This window comes from Levilactobacillus andaensis (assembly GCF_016861695.1).
Taxonomy (GTDB): Bacteria; Bacillota; Bacilli; order Lactobacillales; family Lactobacillaceae; genus Levilactobacillus; species Levilactobacillus andaensis.
In genome coordinates, this window is the sequence record NZ_BOLP01000020.1 from 1 (window position 1) to 20,816 (window position 20,816).

The window sequence follows — 20,816 nt, forward strand, 5'->3', positions numbered from 1 at the left end:
TTATTCCGGCATAGCTCAGTTGGTAGAGCACCTGACTGTTAATCAGGTTGTCGACGGTTCGAGCCCGCCTGCCGGAGTCGGGTTAACCTGGTTAGCCAGTTAGTATGCCGGCTTAGCTCAGCTGGTAGAGCATCGGTATCGTAAACCGAGGGTCGGGGATTCGAATTCCTCAGCCGGCATCAGAACAGTCGTTAGTCGTTGAGACTAGCGGCTTTTTTTGTGCATCCAGAAAATAACGAGACGGTTTTGGAAGTCGGTCGAATATCCGCAAAGGCAGCTGACAACATGCCATGGATCAAAAGTAGGCAGGACAATAGGATGTCGGCTGAAGGCCTTAAGGAACATACCGCAGTCTAGATACAGTGAGTCATTTGTGCGAGGGTGATGATTACTCGGAAGATAGCAGGATGTTGTGGCTGAGTTAAGCTGGTCAGTTGCAGTGATAGGCCGTATTAAAACTTCTATAATATAGAGCCAAAATGAACAATGATAACGCAGTTGATGACGAATTAAATGGGTGCTAGCCATGATCGTATCGGTATGACACGAATTATGCGATGGTGTAATGGAAACGTTTTCACAAAACACAGATATTGGTATAGCCATTACTAAATAATTGGTATAGATGACTAAAACGCCTATTCTACGGCACAGACAAGATTAAAAATAAAATTGATTTTTATCATTTCTCTATTGTGGTATACCTCTCTAAGTGCTATTCTATATTTAACGAATGAAAAGAAATTGGGAGATGTCATTATGAAGAATGTATTGTTAGTATCTGGCAAAGGAAACTGTGGGCACTTGTTTTTAGGAGAAGCTAAGCGGATTGCGGAAACTCGTAAAGTACCATTGAAGTTCAGTGCTGTTAGCAGCGACGATGTGACGACTGAGTTGGTCGCTGAACAGGATTTGGTTCTGTTAGTCCCACAAGATGGGGAAGCTCTGCACATCAGCTCCGTTGCTCCAGTTGTTGAGATTCCTAACGATATTTATGGCTGGTTGAACGGGGAAGCATTGGTTAAGTTTGCTTGCCGTCAATTGGACCAAAAGGCCGTTGTGGCTTAAGCTAGTTCGGAAGTAGCTGTCAGAATTACTTTCATTCGACTGAATTAAGCATTGACAACCTCTCCCTAAAATTAGATTGTGCGATTCGACTATCTTAAGGTCGAATCGCTTTTTTAATATTATTCATAAAAAAATTAATAATGAGAGTTGCCCCGAAATGAATAAAAAATAAGAAGATTGCATGAGATAGCTAATAATTCCATCATTGTTTTTTCGCGTGATACCGGGGGATGGAGACGCTTTTATGAAGGAAACCGTTGCGTAACAGGACTTCATGCAGTATAATAACTACTATGTTTTATTAGAGAGTTATGAGACATCAGCGCCGTTGAAATTACTACTGGCGACTGCGAAAGATAAAAATATTCATTTTGAGAAAAGCACTGGAGGTATTATAGTTTTGAATAACAAACCAGAATCAACCAGCCAAGATCGGACCTTCTTCGGTCAACCGCGTGGGTTATCGACTCTGTTCTTTACAGAAATGTGGGAACGGTTCAGTTACTACGGCATGCGGGCCATCCTGATCTACTACATGTACTACTCTGTTACAAAGGGTGGTTTAGGATTTAGCCAAGCAACTGCCGCTTCCGTTATGTCCATTTACGGGTCCATGGTTTACTTGTCCTCAGTTCTTGGGGGGTACATGAGTGACCGTGTTTGGGGAAGTCGTAAGACCGTCTTCATTGGTGGTGTCTTGATCATGTTCGGGCACATTGCGTTGTCCGTACCTGCTGGGTCAATGGCCTTGTTCATCTCCATTCTGTTAATCGTCTTGGGGACTGGGCTATTGAAGCCTAACGTTTCTGAAATGGTCGGTGGCCTTTATGATGAAGGTGACACGCGTCGTGATTCCGGATTCACCATCTTCGTGTTCGGGATTAACTTAGGTTCCTTAGTCGCACCATTGATCGTTGGTTGGTTAGGTTTGAAGTACAACTTCCACTTAGGGTTCTCCTTAGCCGCTATCGGGATGTTCTTGGGTCTGGTTCAATACTGGATCGGTGGTAAGAAGTACCTGAGCAAGGACAGTTTATACCCAACTGATCCGCTGGAACCTGGTGACATGAAGAAGCTGACCGTACGTTCAAGCATTGGTTTAGTGGCCTTTGCCTTAGTACTGGTTCTGATGTACCTTCTGGGTTCATTAAACTTAAATAACTTCGTGCTGTTACTTTCCGTAATTGCTATCGCTGCACCAGTTGTTTACTTCGTCATCTTCTTAACGAGTAAAAAGGTCACGCCAACTGAACGGAAGCACGTTTGGGCTTACTTGGGTCTCTTCATTGCCGCAATGATCTTCTGGGCAATTGAAGAACAAGGGTCATCCGTGTTGGCACTGTTCGCTGCTAACCAGACGAACAACCACTTCTTGGGCGTTCATATTTTGCCATCTTGGTACCAAATGTTGAACCCACTGTTCATCTTGATCTACACGCCATTCTTCGCCGCAATGTGGAACCGTTGGGGTAAGAAGCAACCAAGTTCACCTGCTAAGTTCGCAACTGGTATGTTATTCGCCGGGGCATCTTACCTGATCATGGTTATCCCAGTCGTCTTATTTGGGACGAGCGCTAAGGTTAGCCCACTGTGGTTAGTTGGTAGCTGGGCAGTTGTTGAAATTGCCGAATTACTGATTTCACCAATTGGACTGTCCGTAACGACGAAGCTGGCACCAAAGGCCTTCCAATCACAGATGATGAGTATGTGGTTCTTAGCCGATGCTGCTGGTCAAGCTGTCAACGCGCAGATTGTTAAGTTATACACGCCAGAAAACGAAGCGGCCTACTTTATGGGTGTCGCTATCGTGGCTATCGTAGCCGGGTTGATTATGTTTGCCTTGGTCAAGCCAATCAAGAATTTGATGGCTGGTATCAAATAAATCACGTTTTAAGTCGAAAAGTGCTACTCTGGTTAAACGGAGTGGCATTTTTTATTACCCTAAATAAAGGAGAGATTACCGATGGTTAAGGTCGCACTGATCAGCGATTTACATTTTGACGTTAACAAACAGCCTGTGGCGGACGTTTTAGCCCAACAGGCAGCTTATTTACGTCAGCAAAATGTGGGTGTCTATCTGATTGCTGGGGACATCACCAATCATTTTGACGCATCGTTGGCCTATGTGACGGCAATGCAGCACGACTTGGCGCCCGCCAAAGTGCGATTCATTGCTGGCAACCATGACATGCTCCATGACGTGACGTATGCGGCCCTAGAATCGCCGTTAGCGCCGACTTATCTCCATGCGGGGTATTTAGACGTGGCGGGGACGGACTGGCGGATAATCGGCAATAATGGCTGGTATGACTATCAGTTTGCCGATAACCTTAAGGGCCGCAACTTTTTAGCGTGGAAACGGGCATTTTGGATCGATGGCAGCATTAGTCAGCCGTCAAGTGATCAGGAACGCATGGACCATGTGTTGGCGGTGGTCGAAGCGCAATTGCAGGCGGCTCAAATTGCGAAGAAACGGGTTTTATTCATGACCCACTTTGTGCCGCGGCGTGATTATATTCGCTACACGGACGATGATCGTTTCTGGAATATGGCCAATGCAATGATGGGGAGTCCGCGGCTGGGCGACTTGTTGGCTCGTTACCAGGTGGAAATCGTACAGTTTGGGCATGTTCACCGCCATTTTGCACCCCAACAATTTGGGCCGACCTGGTACTATAACCAGACTTTGGGCTACCATAATCGGCGGATCAATGAGTGGCGAGGGACGAATTTTATGGCGGAATGGCGCGAAAGATTAAGAATTATTGACCTAAAATAAAAAAACTGCTAAAAAAGGCTTGACGGTTTATGCAGAATTTTGTATGATAATGAAGTTGATTCGTTACGGCGATTCACATTTTGGTGGGGTAGCGAAGTCTGGCTAAACGCGGCGGACTGTAAATCCGCTCCTTCGGGTTCGGTGGTTCGAATCCACTCCCCACCATTTTTATTATTGGGCTATAGCCAAGTGGTAAGGCAACGGGTTTTGATCCCGTGATGCACTGGTTCGAACCCAGTTAGCCCAACTAAGAACCAGTCACGGTGTGTGACTGGTTTTTTTATGCGCTCAAAAGGAGATTTTAGGGCCATTTGGTCAAAGCTAGTGGTTGGTGCGGACGTTGTGATGGGAACCATAACGTCTTGATGAGCACCGCCCAAGCATCGTTTGGCATGCGGTTATGTATTCGCTACCAAATCGGCGCGGTCAAAAAATTGACAATTCAAGGGAACTTCGCTAAAGTCAACTTAATAATTGCTCCAGACCATTTGTGTATTTGACGTAGAAAGTGGGGTTCTATGAATGGCAACATGCGTGCAACCTGAGGACCTGTTTGCCCTGCGGCCACTGGCACAGCCAGTGAGTGATGGGCAACGGGTGTACTACTTGGAAAGTCAACTAGACCAACAAAAGAATTTGAGCCAGGCCACAATCGATAGCGTGAATCTGGTAGACGGCAGTGATCACCGACAGTGGAGTCCGAGTGATGTCAGTGTTAATGAACTGGCCTTGAGCCCCGACAAACAGCGTTTAGCCTTTACCGGTGTGGTGGGGGACCACGCCCAGCTTTTTCTAGTGCCCTTAGATGGCGGTGCTCCCGAACAGATTACCCGCGGTGATGCGGACGTGACCACGCCCGTTTGGACCACGGATGGTCACTATCTTTACTTTCAAACGACGACTGGGGCCACGAAACCCAGCAAGCAGCCAACCGTGCAAGTGATTGACCGGTTGCAATATCAAGCGAATGGACAGGGGGTGCTGCCAACTGGGCTGACCTACCAGGCGATTCGTTATGAGTGGACGACCCATGATCAAGTTGTCGTGCTGGAACGCGAGCATCCCTTTCATATCACCGATGCCAACCAGCAAGGTCTGGTCTTTGATTGTGACCGGATGCCGGATGACGAACACGATTTCAGCGCCGGCGTCTTTTGGCACCCGTTTGACGGGTCCGTTGAGCGCCTGCTGAATCAGGCCGTTGCCAGTGGCTCGTTTGGCGCTGGTAAACTATCACCGGACGGACAGCGCATCTTGATGTGGGGCCAGGATAATCATATTCCCAATGTTTCTCAGTCCCATGCGTGGGTCGCTGAGATTGCAACGGGGAACCTGGTCGATCTGACCGCCCCACGTGATGTGGAGGTCGGCGACATGCTGGCGATTGACAGTCAGCAACGACTTTCGGGGCAATGGGTCGCCTGGTTGGATAATCAGACCGTTGTGTTACTTGAAAATGAGCATGGCCGGTTAAATCTGATCAGTCAAAATTTGGCAACGGATACCGTGACACCATTATTGACTGGCGACCGTGCCATCTGTGATTTCAGTGTAGTCGATGAACAGACCATCGTCTTTACGGAGTCGACCATGACCAGTGTGAGCCGGTTAAAGGCCCTTGACGTGGTCAGCAGCGACGAACAAGAGTTGGTGAACCCCAATGCGACGTATGAGGCTAAGCACGCCTTGGTGGCCGGTCAGCGCTTCACGTTCAAGGGGGCTGGCGACTGGGACATTGAAGGCTGGTATTTCCCTCCAGTAACGCCAGCGGCTAAGCACCCTGCCGTTCTGTACGTTCATGGGGGACCACAAGTTGACTTTGGTTATGGATTCTATCACGAGCTCCAGTACCTTGCAGGACAAGGCTATGGGGTCATTACAATCAATCCGCGTGGGGGAAACAGTTACGGTCAGGCCTTTGAAGAAGCCGTTATCGGCCACTATGGCGAGGGGGACTTTGAGGACCTGATGCTGGGAACCGATGCCGCACTCAAATTGGACCCAACAATCGATTCAGCGCAACTCTGTGTGACGGGGGGCTCCTACGGTGGTTTTATGACCAACTGGATTGAGACCCATACCTCACGATTCGCCGCCGCGGTGACCCAACGATCGATTTCAAACTGGATCAGCTTCTACGGGACCAGCGATATCGGCTACTTCTTTACACCATGGGAACTGAAACAAGACATGCGCGATATCAGTGCGCTTTGGCATTTCTCACCGCTAGCCTACGTCCAACAGGCAACGACCCCCATTTTGATTTTGCACGGTGAAGAAGACTTGCGTTGCCCAACGACACAGGGTAAGGAATTCTTCGTGGGCTTAAAGGAAGCCGGCGTGGAGACGCAATTGGTCCTGTTCCCTCAGTCGAATCACGAATTGTCACGGTCGGGATTGCCTAACTTACGGATTGAACGGTTGAAGCGGATCAACCAGTGGTTTAAGGCTCATTTACCGGTGAAAAATTAATTGTATGAGATCTGTAAAGATTATATTGTTTACGTAAGCAAGAACATCTGTTCGGCTTGCTATGCTATACTGATTAAACGCAACACTTTAGAGCGATAGTGAAGTTGAACCGATAGGAAAGGAATGTGCAGTCGGCTAGCGAATGATCAAGTATTCGCCGGCTAGCATAGGGTGTTGATTATGAAAATTGGATTTATTGGTGTTGGTGGGATGGCCCAGGCAATTATTGCGGGCTTATTGACGGCAAAAACATTTGCGCCGGCCGATGTGACGGTTCATAGTCATCGGCAAGCGAGTTATCAGCCCTACGCAGCGGCTCACGGTTTAGTCGCTGCGGACAGTAATGTCGCGGTGGCTGAAGCGAGCGACTTGGTTGTCTTAGCCGTGACGCCTAACGTGGCTGCGGATGTTTTACGAGAGACTGCCGATGTCCTGGCAACTGGTGAGAAGACCTTGATCTCAATCGTGGCCGGGCTATCACTAGATGAAATGGCCGGCATTGTGGGTGGAAATGTTCCAATCTTACGGACATTACCCAACGTTAACGTCGAGGTTCAAGCGGGGATGACCGCGGTAGCTGCGAATGATAAGCTAACAGGTGACGAGTTGACCGCAGCACTGCGGGTCTTCAACACGATTGGGTCCACCACGGACTTAGCCGAAGATCAATTTGGTGTCTTCAGTGCGCTAGCTGGGAGTTCACCAGCATACATTGATTTCTTTATTGATAGTCTCAGTCGGGCTGGCGTGAAATATGGGTTAACCAAGGCCCAAGCGACGCAGATTGCGGCCCAAGCAACTTTGGGATCGGCTAAGATGGTTCTTGAGAGCGACAAGATTCCATTTGCCTTGATCGACCAAGTGGCTTCACCAGGTGGGAGTACTGTGGCTGGTTTGCTTGCGATGGAGGAAGCTGGACTCATGACGGCCGTTGTGAAGGGCATCGATGCCACGATTAAACGTGACGCTGGTGAACCTGCATAAAAATGGCCGCGTCAGTTGCCTTTTTGGTCTATACCGATTATAATGAGGGTGTTGACTTAGAAGCTGCATCTTGATGAGGAGGAGACTCATGAGTATTGTCTTAAAGCACGCTAAAATTTACACCGGGGATGAGGTTATCCCTGACGGTTACATCCGATTCGACCGTCAAATTGAAGCGGTAGGCCCCGTGGCTGATTTTCAACCACGACCTGCCGATGAAATTCACGTGGTAACGGGCCGGACCATCGTCCCTGGGTTTATCGATGTTCATAGCCATGGGGGCTACGGATATGATAGTATGGATGGGGATGCTGATCAGATTGATAAGATGGTCAATCTGATGTCACTAGAAGGCATCACGTCAATTTTTCCAACGACGATGACGCAGTCGAATGATGCCATTTCCCATGCGATGCAGGGAATTGCGGTCGCTGCAGAACGGAATCCCTTGATCCAAGGCATTCACTTGGAAGGGCCGTTCATTGCGACAATCTTTAAGGGCGCTCAACCAGAGAAGTATATCAAGGACCCAGATGTTAAGCTGTTGGACCATTGGAACCAACTCTCCGGTAAGCGGGTTAAGTTAATTACGTATGCGCCGGAAGATGACGGCGCCAAGGCCTTTGAAGGCTATTGTTTAGCCAATAACATCGTCCCATCTGTCGGCCACTCCAATGCAACGCGGGAACAGTTGCTAGAAAGTCGGGCAACCCACGTGACGCACCTGTACAATGCGCAACGGGGCTTACGCCACCGCGAACCAGGGGTGACGGGGCACGCGATGCTGGAAGACAACTTGTACTGCGAATTGATTTGTGACGGATTCCACATCGTGCCAGATATGATCAAGTTGGCTTACGAGCAAAAGGGTCCGCACCGACTGGAACTGGTCACAGATTCCATGCGGGCTAAGGGGATGCCTGAAGGCGTCAGCGAACTTGGTGGTCAAAAGGTGATTGTTAAGGATCGGCAAGCACGACTAGAGAGCGGCAATTTGGCCGGTTCCGTGTTACGCTATGACGAGGCCTTTAGAAACGTCATCGACTTTACGGGTTGTGACGTTAACGATGCCGTGCAAATGAGTGCGGTCAACCAAGCTGAAGAATTTGGCTTGACCCAAAAAGGTAAACTGGTTGTGGGTCGCGATGCCGACTTAAACTTGTTGACTCGTGATCTACACGTGGAAACGACCTACAGTGTGGGTCGGAACATGCAGGAATTAGTGAAGTAGAAAATTAGAAGTTATTTTGAGAAGGGACGTTGGGTGCTGTGAGCTCACCGATTTATATTCAAATTCATAATGACATTAAACGCGCAATTGAGGCTGGAAAGTGGGCGGTTGGCGACCGAATTCCGTCCGAACGAGAACTGTCGCGAGATTTTGATGTGAGTCGGATGACGTTGCGGCAAGCCATTCAAACCTTAGTTGACGAAGGGATTCTAGAACGTCAAGTCGGGTCTGGGACTTATGTTGCCAACCAGAAGGTCCAAGAAAAGATGTCTGGGGTTACTAGCTTTACCGAATTGATGTTGAATCAAGGTAAGGTGCCAACCAGTAAGACCATTTCGTATCACGTGATGAGTCCTTCTTTGAGTGAGGCCGAAAAGCTGAAATTGAAGGAAGACGACCAGGTCTTACGAATGGAACGGATTCGTTATGGCGATGATGTGCCGATTTGTTTTGAAGTGGCCACCGTGCCGGAAAGCTTAGTCGATGGGTTGAGCAAGAAGGAAGTTACGAGCTCACTCTACCGGGCATTGGAAGATAAAAAGAAGTTAACGCCAGGCAAGGCCCAACAAACGGTTTCCGCCATGTCTGCTTCCGAACGGATCGCCGAATACTTAAATATTAAGCGGGGCGATGCCATTTTACGGTTGCGGCAGGTGACAGCGTTACAGGATGGGACGCCGTTTGAATACGTCCGGACCCAATACGTTGGGGAACGTTTTGAGTTCTATCTGGAAAAATAGCTAAAAAGTGCCTCACACGTGGAATCAAGGATTCCAGCTGTGGGGCACTTCTTGTAAACGTGGTGATAAAGATGTTTCATATTCGATTTGCACAACCGGGTGATGACTTTGCGGCCGTTGCCCAGCTTTACTTAACAACTTGGCGAGAAACGTATCGGCCATGGTTGCCGGCTACCTGGTTAGCCAAAATGACAACGGCGGCCTGGCATCCTGAACGGAATTGGCGCCAGACACTACTAGCGTTTGAAGGTGAACAACTTGTTGGCGTGTGCGCCTTTGGTCCCGCCCGTGACACAAATTTCACCGGGTGGGGTGAGCTCAGGTCGATCTACCTCTTAGCCAGTGTTCAGCATCAGGGTCTGGGACGTGATTTGGTCACGCAGGCGCGAGCCACGTTACAGCAGACAGGGTTTCACAAAGTCATGCTGTGGGTCTTGGCCGAAAATACGCCGGCTCAGCAGTTTTATCAGCGGCTGGGGTTCCGGGAAACAACGATTCGAAAGACACAGGGAATCATCCACGAGATCGCGTACGTTTGGCCTGCTGACGGACGAGCCGCAGGTAGTGGGGAATAACCGCGATGCGTTTGAGGCGCTTGGGCTCCTTCACAGTCCGGTAGAACCATTCTAAATGGTGGTCTTGCCAAAATTGGGGTGCCCGATCGACGGCGCCAGCGAGGACGTCGAAACTACCGCCGACACCCATCCACAAGCCCTTCGTGACGTGACGATGAGCCCGAATGAATTCTTCTTGTTTGGGAAAGCCCAACGCGGCGAAGACCATGTCTGGTTGGGTCCGTTGGATATCACGGACGACTTCAATGTCGTCTTGGAAGTAGCCGTCATGGAGACCAACGATGTTGAGCCCGGGATACTGCTGCGGGAGCAATGTCCGTAACTGGTCGATCACGGCTGGCTTGGCACCGACGAAATAGGCAGAACGGTGTTGGTCACTTCCCCATTTGAGGAGGGCCTGTAAGGTATCAAATCCTGTGATTCGTTCGGGGAGTGGTTGTTTTAAGATTTTAGCGCCGTCGAGAATACCAATGCCATCGGGCGTGATGAAGTCGGCGTCCTGTAGCAAGGCGTGGTAGTCCTCATGGCTGTGCGCGTACATGACGATCTCGGGGTTAGCGGTGACAACGAATGTTGAGTGGCCTTGTGTGATTCGTTCCTGCAAGACGGTCGTGAATTTGGCCGCCGTTGTCTTAACGAAGGGGATGCCCAGGACCGTAACGGTCGGAAATGTGGATTGCATAGGTGACTCCTTTCGAGATAGTCACGCAGACTAATTAAGCCAGCGCGACTGTGTGAATAATCTATGACGCTCTACGCGTTTCATGCTAAAATAAGTCTATTGGTATCCATTTCACGGTTGATTAAACCAACGATAGCGGCTAGCAATAGCCCCGTTATAAGGACACCAAACGTTTAGTAACTGATTGGAAATACTAACTTTTTTAGAACATATTTGAAAACCAGCTAAGGGAGTAACTCATTATGACTAATTTGTATCCTGATGACAGTTTCACTCTGCACACGGATGCGTACCAGATCAATATGATTCAAACCTATTTTGAAGAAAAAATTGCGGACAAGCACGCCGTATTTGAAGTGTTTTTCCGGGACATGCCGTTTCACAACGGTTATGCCGTTTTTGCTGGCTTGGAGCACATTGTTCATTATATCCAAAATCTTCATTTTTCCCAAACCGATATTGAATATTTACGAGAAGCTGAAGATTATTCGGAAGATTTCTTAGATTACTTAGCCAATTTTAAATTCCGGGGCTCGATTCGTTCCGCGGTTGAAGGGGAACTGGTCTACGCGCACGAACCCCTCTTACAGGTTGAAGGTCCGTTAGCCGACTGTCAACTGGTTGAAACGGCCATTTTAAACATTATTAACTATCAAACGTTGATTGCCACCAAGGCCGCTCGGATTCGCTCCGTTGCCGGGGATGACGCTCTCATGGAATTTGGAACACGGCGGGCACAGGAATTTGATGCCGCTATCTGGGGAACCAGAGCTGCTTACATCGGTGGGTTCGATGCCACCTCGAATGTCCGTGCCGGAAAGGTCTTTGGGATTCCTATCAGTGGGACCCATGCCCATGCGCTGGTTCAGGCCTATGGCGATGATTACCAAGCCTTCAAGGCTTACGCGGAAACTCACCACGATTGTGTGTTCCTAGTTGATACCTACGATACCTTGCGTAGTGGGGTGCCGAATGCCATTAAGGTGGCCAAGGAACTTGGCGATAAGATCAACTTCCAAGGGGTCCGCATCGATTCTGGTGATATGGCCTACCTGTCCAAACGGGTACGGCAAAAGCTGGATGAAGCTGGCTTCCCGAACGCTAAGATTTATGCGTCAAACGACTTGGATGAAAAGACGATTCAAAGTCTGAAGATGCAGGACGCCAAGATCGATGTTTGGGGAATCGGGACTAAGCTGATCACGGCCTTTGACCAACCCGCTTTGGGGGCCGTCTACAAGATGGTCGCCATTGAAAATAATGCGGGTAAGATGCAAGGCACGATTAAGCTGTCGAACAATGCCGAAAAGGTGACGACACCAGGCAAGAAACAAGTTTGGCGGATTACTAAGAAGGCGGATGGCAAGACCGAAGGGGACTACGTGACGTTGATCGATGAAGATCCCCGCAATGAGGAGTCCATCTTCATGTTCCATCCGAGCTATACTTACATCAATAAGACGGTCAATGACTTTAATGCCCGACCAATCTTACAATCTATCTTTGAAGAGGGTCAGCTAGTCTACAAGCTGCCAACTCTCTCCGCCGTACGGGATCGTGCGCGGGGGGCGTTAGCCAATCTGTGGCCAGAATACAAGCGGGACTTGAATCCACAGAAGTATCCGGTCGATCTGTCACAAGATTGCTGGGACCACAAGATGGCCATCATCAAGGATATTCACGCTTACGTGCAAAAGATGCCCGAATAGTCGAGCAAAAATATTAGGGGGCAGGTAACATGCGTGCGATGCAAAAAGAGATTATTGAAGCTTTAAGGGTGCAACCATCCATTGATCCCGCGACTGAAGTTCGGCGCAGCGTCGACTTTCTCAAGGATTATTTAAAGCACTATGACTTTATGAAGACGTTAGTATTAGGGATTTCTGGTGGCCAGGATTCCACGTTGAGTGGGATTCTGTGTGAAAAGGCCGTGACCGAGCTGCGACAGGAGACTGGCGACAGTGAGTACCGGTTCATCGCCGTTCGCTTGCCTTACGGTGAACAGGCCGATGAAGACGATGCTATGATGGCGATTGACTTCATGGGCGCTGACGAGGTCGAACGCGTCAACATTCAACCCGCAACGGATGCCATGATGGCAGCTGTGAGCGCCAACGATGAGACCGTGAGTGATTTCAACAAAGGTAATATCAAGGCTCGTCAGCGCATGATTGCGCAGTACGCCATTGCGGGTGCCCGTAACGGGGCCGTTGTGGGCACTGACCATGCGGCTGAAGCAGTTACTGGTTTCTATACCAAATATGGGGATGGCGCCACGGATATTTGCCCAATTTGGCGGTTAGATAAGCGTCAAGGTGCGGCAATGCTGTCCCTACTGGGTGCGCCAGAACACCTATACAAGAAGGTCCCAACGGCTGATCTAGAAGATGACCGGCCAGCTTTGCCCGATGAGGCGGCCTTAGGTGTCCGTTACGATGACATCGATGACTACTTAGAGGGTAAAACAGTTAGTGATCACGCTGCGGAAGTCATTGAAGGTTGGTACCGTAAGACCGCGCACAAGCGGCACTTACCGGTCAACGTTTACGATACTTTCTGGCGCGAATAAGTTTTGGAGGAAGCAACTATGCAGAAAAATCATGTACGAAAGAATAAAACACAAAAGAATAATATGACCGGTTACATCCAGATTCTCTCTGGCGTCTTACAGGGAACAGAAGAGGGTGCTGGTCAAATGAATGCCGACTTTGAAACGTTACGGCAGGCTATCGACGATGAAAAAGTCAGCGAACTTTCTCAAGTCGACTTACAAAAGATTGCGGACAACTTCCAACGGGGCACGGATGCTTATGAAGCTAATTTAAATAAGCTCGAACAAGCCGATGCACCGGTTCGTGTCCTGGGTAAGCACAAGTCATTAGTGGCTGCTTACCGGACTTACGTCGAAGCTTGTCAATCCATGACCGACAGCATCGATGTTGAACACCAAGCCGTTGACCAAACGGTATTCGATACGGCGGAAAAGACGCAAGAAAACGCAATGGAAAAAGTGACCGCTAACACGCAGCGGATTATGAACAGTCCGATGTAATCGTGATCATCGTTCCAATAAGAAGCTGTGCAACTAGTCCCCATTGGTACTGGTCGCGCAGCTTCTTTTGCCCCTAGATGGGCTGTGAAAAAATCAGACCAGACCTCAGCGTACCGCCAACGGTTGCGGTACCTATCATGGTATAATGCACGTATGAGTTAAACCTAATTGGTTGGTGAGACTGGCTAAACGTGCTGACAAGGTGGGCGTTAGAACCAGTAGTTAAAATCATCGTTTAGTCGGTCATTACGAATCAATCACCAGCAATAAATTTGATAATGGAGGGGTTGCATGGCAACACAGAGCGAAACGAAAATGAGTGACTTAGCACAACCAGTTCATCAAAGCCTAAGCCAGTACCGTGTTCAGCAGATTCAGGCCGTGTTGACCCTGTTGGATGAAGGAAATACGGTGCCATTTATTGCCCGGTATCGTAAGGAACGTACCGGGTCACTAGATGAAGTTGCCATTCGAGATATCGAGGATGAAGCCCATCGCCTAACGAAGCTGAATCAGCGGCGAGCAGAGGTCCTCAAAATCATTCAGGAACAAGGCAAATTGACACCAGCACTCCAGCAAAACTTGGCGCACGCCACGGTGCTACAGCAGGTGGAGGACCTTTACTTACCCTATAAGCAGAAGCGACGGACCAAGGCCACAATTGCCCGGGAAAAGGGTCTGGCACCGCTCGCTAATTGGTTGCTCCATTTTCCAGCGACCGGTTTGACGGCTAAGGCACAGACCTTTGTCGACCCAGCCAAGGAGTTGCCCGATGTGGCGGCTGTTTGGGACGGTGTTCACGAAATTCTTGCCGAAACGTTCAGTGAGCAGGCGGCCTTTCGTGAGTGGATTCGGCATTACACGTGGCAACACGGTGAGCTGACTAGTAAGCTAAAGCGGGGTGCGGCTGATAACGATGAGCAGCAAGTCTATGCGACCTACTATGATTTTCAGCAGGCGTTGAAGCAATTGCCACCTTACCGCGTCTTGGCATTGAACCGTGGTGAACGTGAAAAAATCTTGACCGTTAGCCTGACCGTTGATACGGCATCGATCCTACAATATGGGCATTTTCGACTAGTGGGTCAGCACAAGGGCCCAGCTGTTGCCAAGATTGAAGCCGCCTTTGCCGATGCTTACAAACGATTCCTGGGTCCAGCAATTGAACGAGAATTGCGGCGGCAACTGACGGATAAGGCCAGTGACCACGCCATTCAGGTCTTCGGGAATAACCTGTATCATCTGCTGATGCAGGCACCCTTGAAGGGCAAAGTCGTGATGGGCTTTGATCCCGCCTACCGAACGGGTTGTAAGCTGGCTATTATGGACCCGAATGGTCGTTTCCTGGCCAAGCAGGTCATCTACCCGCACAAGCCAGCCAATGCCCAGAAACGGGCCGCGGCGGCGCCAGAATTTAAACAATTGCTCGAAAAATACCACGTTGAAATGATTGCAATCGGCAACGGGACCGCTAGTCGGGAATCCGAGGAGTTTGTCAGTGATATTTTGAAGACGCTGGATCATCCCGTCTATTACGTACTGGTCAATGAAGCCGGTGCCTCGGTCTATTCGGCCAGTGCGAATGCCCGTGCCGAGTTTGCCGATTTTCACGTTGAAGAACGGTCCGCCGTCAGCATTGGTCGGCGGTTGCAGGACCCTCTCGCTGAGTTGATCAAGATCGACCCCAAAGCCGTGGGTGTCGGGCAATACCAACACGACGTCCCCGAAAAGGCACTGGACGAGCAACTAGACCGCGTTGTTGAGACGGCGGTCAATCAAGTTGGGGTCAATGTGAACACGGCCAGTCCAGAGTTGCTCACACATATTTCTGGTTTGACGGCGACGACCGCTCAGAATATCGTGACCTATCGGAATGAAAATGGGGCGTTCAATAGCCGCAAAGACTTGCAGCAGGTGCCGCGCTTAGGGCCCAAAGCGTATCAACAGGCCGTGGGTTTCTTACGCATCATTGGTGGGACCGAGCCATTGGATAATACGGACATTCATCCGGAAAGTTATCCAGCGGCCCGGCAGCTCTTAAAGACGTTGGATGAGCAGCAGGGCATCGGAACGCCGAAATTACAGCAACAACTCGCTCAACTCAACCAGCAACAGTGGGCGGAACGGCTACAGGTGGGGACCGCAACTTTGGCTGATATTCTGGATGGTCTGAAGAAACCTGGTCGTGACCTACGAGAGACCATGCCAGCGCCGTTATTACGGCAGGATGTCTTGACCATGGCCGACGTGAAGCCGGGGATGGAACTACAAGGAACCGTCCGTAACGTGGTCGACTTCGGGGCCTTTGTGGATATTGGCGTGAAACAGGATGGCCTGGTCCACATTTCGCAATTGGCCGACCATTACGTTAGTGACCCCAGCACGGTCGTGACCATCGGTGATGTCGTGACGGTTTGGGTGCTGAGTGTCGACGAGAATCGGCAACGCATTCAACTGACGATGCGAGCTGACCACCATGACTGATCAAGAGTTGCAGCGGCTCGTTGAAAAAATCTCGCAGGAGAGTTTCGGCGTGCCATTTCGCCACCAAGCTACATTTAACGCGCGACTCCGGACCACGGGTGGCCGGTATCGACTCACGGATCACAATATCGATATCAACCCGAAAATGTTGACGGAACACGATCTGGCAACATTAGTGGGGGTCATTAAACATGAACTGTGTCACTACCACTTACACATGGCGGGCCAGTCCGGTCAGCACAAAACGGCGGCATTTAAAAGGTTACTAAAACGTGTTGGCGGTTTGCGGTATGCGCCGGCACCGGTGAAAGCCAAGTCCCGGGTCCACCAGTGGCAACTCTACGTCTGTACACATTGCCATCAGCAGTATTACCGGGCGCGGCGAATCGACGTTTCTAAAATGGTGTGTGGTCGTTGTCACGGTCGCCTGCAATGGCAGAAGACCGTGATCGCAACGACGCGACCAGCAACGACTAGGAGGTAAATAGGATGGGTAAAACAATCATTCGGGTCCCAGCGACCTCAGCAAACTTGGGACCAGGTATCGATTCGATTGGGGCGGCGTTACATCTATATTTGACCGTGATCATCGAAGAAAAGACGGAAGAATGGCGGGTCAACCACGCTTTAGGCACCGAAATTCCCCGTGATGAGAACAACCTGATGGTGCAAACGGCATTGAAGATCAAGCCGGACTTGAAGCCGCACCAATTGACGGTCATGTCGGATATTCCAGTGTCTCGGGGGCTAGGGAGCTCCACGAGTGCCGTGATCGCCGGTATCAAGATTGCTAACGAATTAGGTGAGCTGAATCTAAGCATTCCAGAGCAGCTAAACTGGGCTGTGAAATTAGGCGGTGAGCTGGACAACGTTGCCCCCGCATTGATGGGGCAGGCAGCCGTCGCCACAGTCGATGGTGACCAAGCGAATGCCATCAAGTTACCTTTGCCCGACCTGCGGGTGCTCGTCTTCATTCCGGGACAGACATTGTTGGCGCAAAAGAGTCGTGAAGCACTGCCCAAGAAGGTTTCATTGGCAACGGCGGTTCATGCCAGCAGCGTGGCCAATGTTTTGGTCGCAGCGTTGATGACTAAGGATTGGGACTTGGCTTCGCAAATGATCGAACGTGATGAATTTCATGAACAAGCGCGGTCACAGCTGGTTCCTGAACTGAATCTGATTCGGGATGCGGCGCATGAGCTAGGTATTACCGGCACCTATTTGAGTGGTGCCGGTCCAACCGTCGTGACGTTTGGAACTTCTGCGCAACTGACCTTATTACGGGCCAAGCTAGCAAATGCTGATTTACCGGGCAGTTTGCGGATTTTGGAGCTTGATCAGGACGGTGCGACTGTCCTTACAGATGCATAAATTTAAATTATTTTGAATTAACTTGCAAAAAATATTGTCAGGTGACGAATCATTTGTTATACTATTTCTTGTGAGTTAATGCGGCCATGGCGGAATTGGCAGACGCGCAAGATTAAGGATCTTGTCCGGGTAATCCGGGTGGAAGTTCGAATCTTCTTGGCCGCATCAGAATTTACCGTAAGCACTGATCAGAATTGTTGATCAGTGCTTTTTCTATTTGCAGAAAATACTGGGGAGCAAGTAGACGTGCTATTCTGATGGAATCATGATAGGTTAACTGTGGTTTTGATTATCGCTTACTATTGATTACTAGCAGCTTTTAGGAATAGTGAAATTAAGGAGATAACAGTATCATGAAAAGTATCGCGGATTATTTGTCTCTGAATTACGTGGTCGCTACGAAATGTCTGTTTGACAAGACGTTGGTCCAAGAATCAAAAAAAGCAAATCGGCCGATGGGCTGACTTGCTTTTTTATGATTGTAAACCTTGAATATAACTTTTAGCTTTGGCACTGTCGAACTTAGCAAAGGTTTTACCTTGAAGCGTATATGCATAAGATTCTGCGACATTTCCAAGTGGGGCATAGAACTTTTTGCTACCAACGTTAACGGTAATTCTGAAACCATCGGCGTCATGGTTAAAATTGTCATGAGTCATAAATACATGGCCCAGAGAGACTTTTAGTTTGTAAAGATAAGTTTTACCTACTCGTGTCTTAGTTGTGCCAAATCCGGCTAATGGCTTGGACAAATAATAGGTATAGTTAGAGGTGCCACGCGTAAATTTCTTGATTTTTACCGACTGAGAAATTTTACTGTAATTTGCATTACTGCCAGACTTGTAGCTAGTCGTGTAGTAATTCAAGTAGTTGTCTGACGTTACAGTAATAAACGGATTATTTGCGCAATCCGTGTCAAAATAAGATTGAAGACCCTTTTCCTGTAAGTCAATCAAATTACGAACACCATTATTTGCAAATGCTGTGTTTTTAGTGTACTTGGTGAGTGGCGTACCATTGGTCGTTGAAATGGCACTTCCTGGGAGCTTGGTACCAAGTCCTTTAAACACTTTACTTTGATTCTTTTTACTTAAGCGTGAATTGTAGACGGTAAATGTTCCCTTTTGAAACACAGTGCCTGAAACAACTGACCCTTTACCAAGTGTCACAGTTTTACTGGCACCATTCGAGGCCTTTACTGCGCTAGTCGTGTAAAACACGTCCGTTGCTGGTGCGTTAGGCAACGTATCGTTCTGACCGTCTAGAGTGAGTGCTGTAAGGTTAGACATGCCAACTTTATCAAACTCTCTGTCCACCTTTTTACTCGTGGTTGTGGGTTTATTATCTGTCTTTTGCGTAGCAGTTAGATATTTTGTAGCGCTTGAACTCAGTGCGGACGCCTTAGTTGTGGTAAATCCAATCCCTGAAATTGCCCCAAGCAGCATGAGACTGGCAATACCTTTACGCTTCAACTTTAACAATCGTGTTACCTCCTAATATGTGTGACTTGCAGTCATTGTAACGTAAACCGCGAAGTATTAATACAGACTTAGTTAATTGGTAAGGGGCAGCATTAGTCACCCATGGTACTTCATTTGTAAAATCACCCGTCTTTCTGAAAATGATTACCACCTAAATTAAACAATCTTGCCAACTAATTTTCGCTTAAATGACAAACAGATAACAATTTCGTCTAGCAATCGTTTTCAGGCAAAATGGGTCTTCAAAAAGCTTTAGGAAGAGAGTAAGATTGTTTCTTAAAGCCGGGACGGTCAACTTTTTTAGCTAAAACTTTTCCAGCAAAATTACTGACTTTTGTCGTCCCAGGTGTTAAAGTAGTTATCTTGTGTCAAATTAATTGGCAAAAATTTTAAAGGAGGTCGGCGCATGAGCGACTTAACCAAGGGTAATTCCCTCAAACTTATTTTCTTCTTCACGATTCCATTATTAATTGGTAATTTATTCCAGCAATTATACAACGTATCCGATACCGTTGTTGTGGGACAAACCCTTGGTGTTAAGGCGCTTGCGTCCGTTGGTGCAACCGGCTCCATAAACTTCCTAATCATTGGTTTTGCCCAAGGGCTAACTGCCGGGTTAGCCATCATCACGGCCACCCGTTTTGGGGCGCGTGATTACCGGGGCGTCCGGCGGTCATTCGCCGCGAGCATTGTCATTGCCATTATCATGACAATTGTCTTGACGGCACTGTCCTTGACCTTCGTTGATCCCATCTTAAAATTAATGCAAACCCCAGCGTCCATTTATCCTAACGCGCGAATCTTCATCCGGACCATTTTTGCCGGGATCTTCGCCTCAATGGCATTTAACCTGTTATCTAACATCATCCGGGCACTCGGCGACTCACGGACACCACTGATTTTCTTGATCATTGGGACCATCGTGAACGTCTTCTTGGAACTGCTCTTCATCCTCGTCTTTCACATGGGAGTTGCCGGTGCCGGTTGGGCAACCGTAATTTCTCAAGTTGTCGCTTCATTACTCTGTGTGATCTACATTGTTCGTTCAATTCCGTTACTTCACATCTCACGGGAAGACTTTAAGATTGACACCAAGGAATTGTGGGCTCATTTCTCAACCGGGATGCCCATGGGCTTTCAGTTGTCGATCATTGCCATTGGGACGATGGTCATGCAGGCCGCTTTGAACTCCTTAGGGACCGATTCCGTGGCCGCATCAACGGCCGCTTCCAAGGTCGATCAACTGTGTTCACTGCCAATGTCATCCTTCGGGGTCACCATGGCCACTTTTGCCGCCCAAAACTTTGGTGCCGGTAAGTACTCCCGAATCTTAGAAGGGGTCAAAAAGACGCTGTGGTTGTCCGGAACGTTTGCCGTTTCCGCTGGCGCACTGGTCATCTTCTTGGGGCGGCCAATCGTCACCCTGATCATTGGGGATGCCGACGAACACGTCATCCAGCTTTCCCAAACGTACTTTAACATTGTCGGGAGCACTTACCTGTTGTTGAGCGTCCTGTTCATCATTCGGAACACCCTCCAAGGGTTAGGCCGGCGAGTGTTGCCAACGTTAGCTGGAGTGGGTGAGTTGACCATGCGGGTCTTCGCGGCACTGTTTATGGTGGGGGCCTTCGGGTATGCCGGAGCCGTTTCCGCTGAACCCTTAGCTTGGTTGGGTTCCTGCGCGATTCTGGTGCCATCATGGTTATCAGCTGTGCGGCAATTGAAGAACTTGCAGCGTTCCGAAGACGTTGCGGCAGGTAAGACGGAAAAAAAAGTGGTGGAATCTGTACCAGTTACGTCCGCAAAACAACCAGTTCCTGCGCAAAATTAGAGTCTTATCGTCAAGCGTGCTAAACTAAGGTGTGGTCAGAAATGACCATGCCTTTTTTCTTTGGGC

The 20,816-nt window shown here is 49.0% G+C and carries 17 protein-coding genes and 5 tRNA genes; 20 read left to right on the forward strand and 2 right to left on the reverse strand.

Features of this window, described 5'->3' with window-relative positions; genetic code table 11:
• The first annotated feature begins 4 nt into the window (after positions 1-4).
• The 12 genes from JUF10_RS12380 (at position 5) to JUF10_RS12435 (ending at position 9,849) form a co-directional block, all read left to right on the forward strand.
• Positions 5-77 (forward strand) — tRNA-Asn (locus JUF10_RS12380).
• A gap of 29 nt (positions 78-106) precedes the next feature.
• Positions 107-179 (forward strand) — tRNA-Thr (locus tag JUF10_RS12385).
• A 580-nt stretch (positions 180-759) separates the two neighbouring features.
• Entirely contained in the window at positions 760-1,068 is a 309-nt protein-coding gene (locus JUF10_RS12390) for a PTS sugar transporter subunit IIB (RefSeq protein ID WP_203642799.1), read from the forward strand.
• Positions 1,069-1,468: 400 nt separating this feature from the next.
• A complete protein-coding gene (locus JUF10_RS12395) occupies positions 1,469-2,950 on the forward strand; it encodes a peptide MFS transporter (RefSeq protein WP_203642801.1) in 1,482 nt (493 codons plus the stop codon).
• Between the two features lie 81 nt (positions 2,951-3,031).
• A complete protein-coding gene (locus tag JUF10_RS12400) occupies positions 3,032-3,847 on the forward strand; it encodes a metallophosphoesterase (protein WP_203642803.1) in 816 nt (271 codons plus the stop codon).
• 82 nt (positions 3,848-3,929) lie between these two features.
• Positions 3,930-4,012 (forward strand) — tRNA-Tyr (locus JUF10_RS12405).
• Positions 4,013-4,022: 10 nt separating this feature from the next.
• Positions 4,023-4,094 (forward strand) — tRNA-Gln (locus JUF10_RS12410).
• Between the two features lie 275 nt (positions 4,095-4,369).
• The gene (locus JUF10_RS12415; RefSeq protein ID WP_203642805.1) at positions 4,370-6,319 is read left to right on the forward strand and encodes a S9 family peptidase; all 1,950 of its coding nucleotides are present in this window, start codon (positions 4,370-4,372) and stop codon (positions 6,317-6,319) included.
• Positions 6,320-6,499: 180 nt separating this feature from the next.
• Positions 6,500-7,303: a pyrroline-5-carboxylate reductase gene (gene proC, locus JUF10_RS12420; RefSeq protein WP_203642807.1), complete on the forward strand. Its 804-nt coding sequence runs from the start codon at positions 6,500-6,502 to the stop codon at positions 7,301-7,303.
• Between the two features lie 88 nt (positions 7,304-7,391).
• Entirely contained in the window at positions 7,392-8,534 is a 1,143-nt protein-coding gene (nagA, locus tag JUF10_RS12425) for an N-acetylglucosamine-6-phosphate deacetylase (RefSeq protein ID WP_203642809.1), read from the forward strand.
• A 38-nt stretch (positions 8,535-8,572) separates the two neighbouring features.
• Positions 8,573-9,274 (forward strand): GntR family transcriptional regulator, encoded by a 702-nt coding sequence (locus JUF10_RS12430; RefSeq protein ID WP_048736252.1) that lies wholly within the window; start codon positions 8,573-8,575, stop codon positions 9,272-9,274.
• Positions 9,275-9,345: 71 nt separating this feature from the next.
• Positions 9,346-9,849 carry a GNAT family N-acetyltransferase gene (locus JUF10_RS12435; RefSeq protein ID WP_203642811.1) on the forward strand — a complete coding sequence of 168 codons (504 nt, stop codon included), beginning with the start codon at positions 9,346-9,348 and terminating at the stop codon, positions 9,847-9,849.
• Here the strand turns inward: JUF10_RS12435 and JUF10_RS12440 are convergent.
• A complete protein-coding gene (locus JUF10_RS12440) occupies positions 9,788-10,531 on the reverse strand; it encodes a WecB/TagA/CpsF family glycosyltransferase (protein WP_203642813.1) in 744 nt (247 codons plus the stop codon). The genes JUF10_RS12435 and JUF10_RS12440 overlap by 62 nt on opposite strands.
• 242 nt (positions 10,532-10,773) lie before the next feature.
• Here JUF10_RS12440 and JUF10_RS12445 point away from each other — a divergent pair, with 242 nt between their 5' ends.
• The 7 genes from JUF10_RS12445 to JUF10_RS12475 all read left to right on the forward strand — a co-directional run bounded on the left by JUF10_RS12445 (position 10,774) and on the right by JUF10_RS12475 (position 17,603).
• The gene (locus tag JUF10_RS12445; protein WP_203642814.1) at positions 10,774-12,240 is read left to right on the forward strand and encodes a nicotinate phosphoribosyltransferase; all 1,467 of its coding nucleotides are present in this window, start codon (positions 10,774-10,776) and stop codon (positions 12,238-12,240) included.
• 29 nt (positions 12,241-12,269) lie between these two features.
• Positions 12,270-13,100 (forward strand): NAD(+) synthase, encoded by an 831-nt coding sequence (nadE, locus tag JUF10_RS12450; protein ID WP_203642818.1) that lies wholly within the window; start codon positions 12,270-12,272, stop codon positions 13,098-13,100.
• An 18-nt stretch (positions 13,101-13,118) separates the two neighbouring features.
• Positions 13,119-13,583, forward strand: coding sequence for a hypothetical protein (locus tag JUF10_RS12455; protein WP_203642820.1), 465 nt, complete (start codon positions 13,119-13,121; stop codon positions 13,581-13,583).
• Between the two features lie 291 nt (positions 13,584-13,874).
• On the forward strand, positions 13,875-16,067 hold the full coding sequence (locus tag JUF10_RS12460; RefSeq protein ID WP_203642822.1) for a Tex family protein: 2,193 nt from the start codon (positions 13,875-13,877) through the stop codon (positions 16,065-16,067).
• Positions 16,060-16,551, forward strand: a complete 492-nt coding sequence (locus JUF10_RS12465; protein WP_203642824.1) for a SprT family protein — start codon at positions 16,060-16,062, stop codon at positions 16,549-16,551. The genes JUF10_RS12460 and JUF10_RS12465 overlap by 8 nt, the downstream gene beginning before the upstream one ends.
• A 5-nt stretch (positions 16,552-16,556) precedes the next feature.
• Positions 16,557-17,438, forward strand: coding sequence for a homoserine kinase (thrB, locus tag JUF10_RS12470; protein ID WP_203642826.1), 882 nt, complete (start codon positions 16,557-16,559; stop codon positions 17,436-17,438).
• An 80-nt stretch (positions 17,439-17,518) separates the two neighbouring features.
• A tRNA-Leu gene (locus tag JUF10_RS12475) sits at positions 17,519-17,603 on the forward strand.
• Between the two features lie 308 nt (positions 17,604-17,911).
• Here JUF10_RS12475 and JUF10_RS12480 read toward each other — a convergent pair.
• On the reverse strand, positions 17,912-18,919 hold the full coding sequence (locus JUF10_RS12480) for a hypothetical protein (protein WP_203642828.1): 1,008 nt from the start codon (positions 18,917-18,919) through the stop codon (positions 17,912-17,914).
• A 406-nt stretch (positions 18,920-19,325) separates the two neighbouring features.
• Here JUF10_RS12480 and JUF10_RS12485 point away from each other — a divergent pair, with 406 nt between their 5' ends.
• Positions 19,326-20,750 (forward strand): MATE family efflux transporter, encoded by a 1,425-nt coding sequence (locus JUF10_RS12485; protein WP_203642830.1) that lies wholly within the window; start codon positions 19,326-19,328, stop codon positions 20,748-20,750.
• Positions 20,751-20,816: the final 66 nt, after the last annotated feature.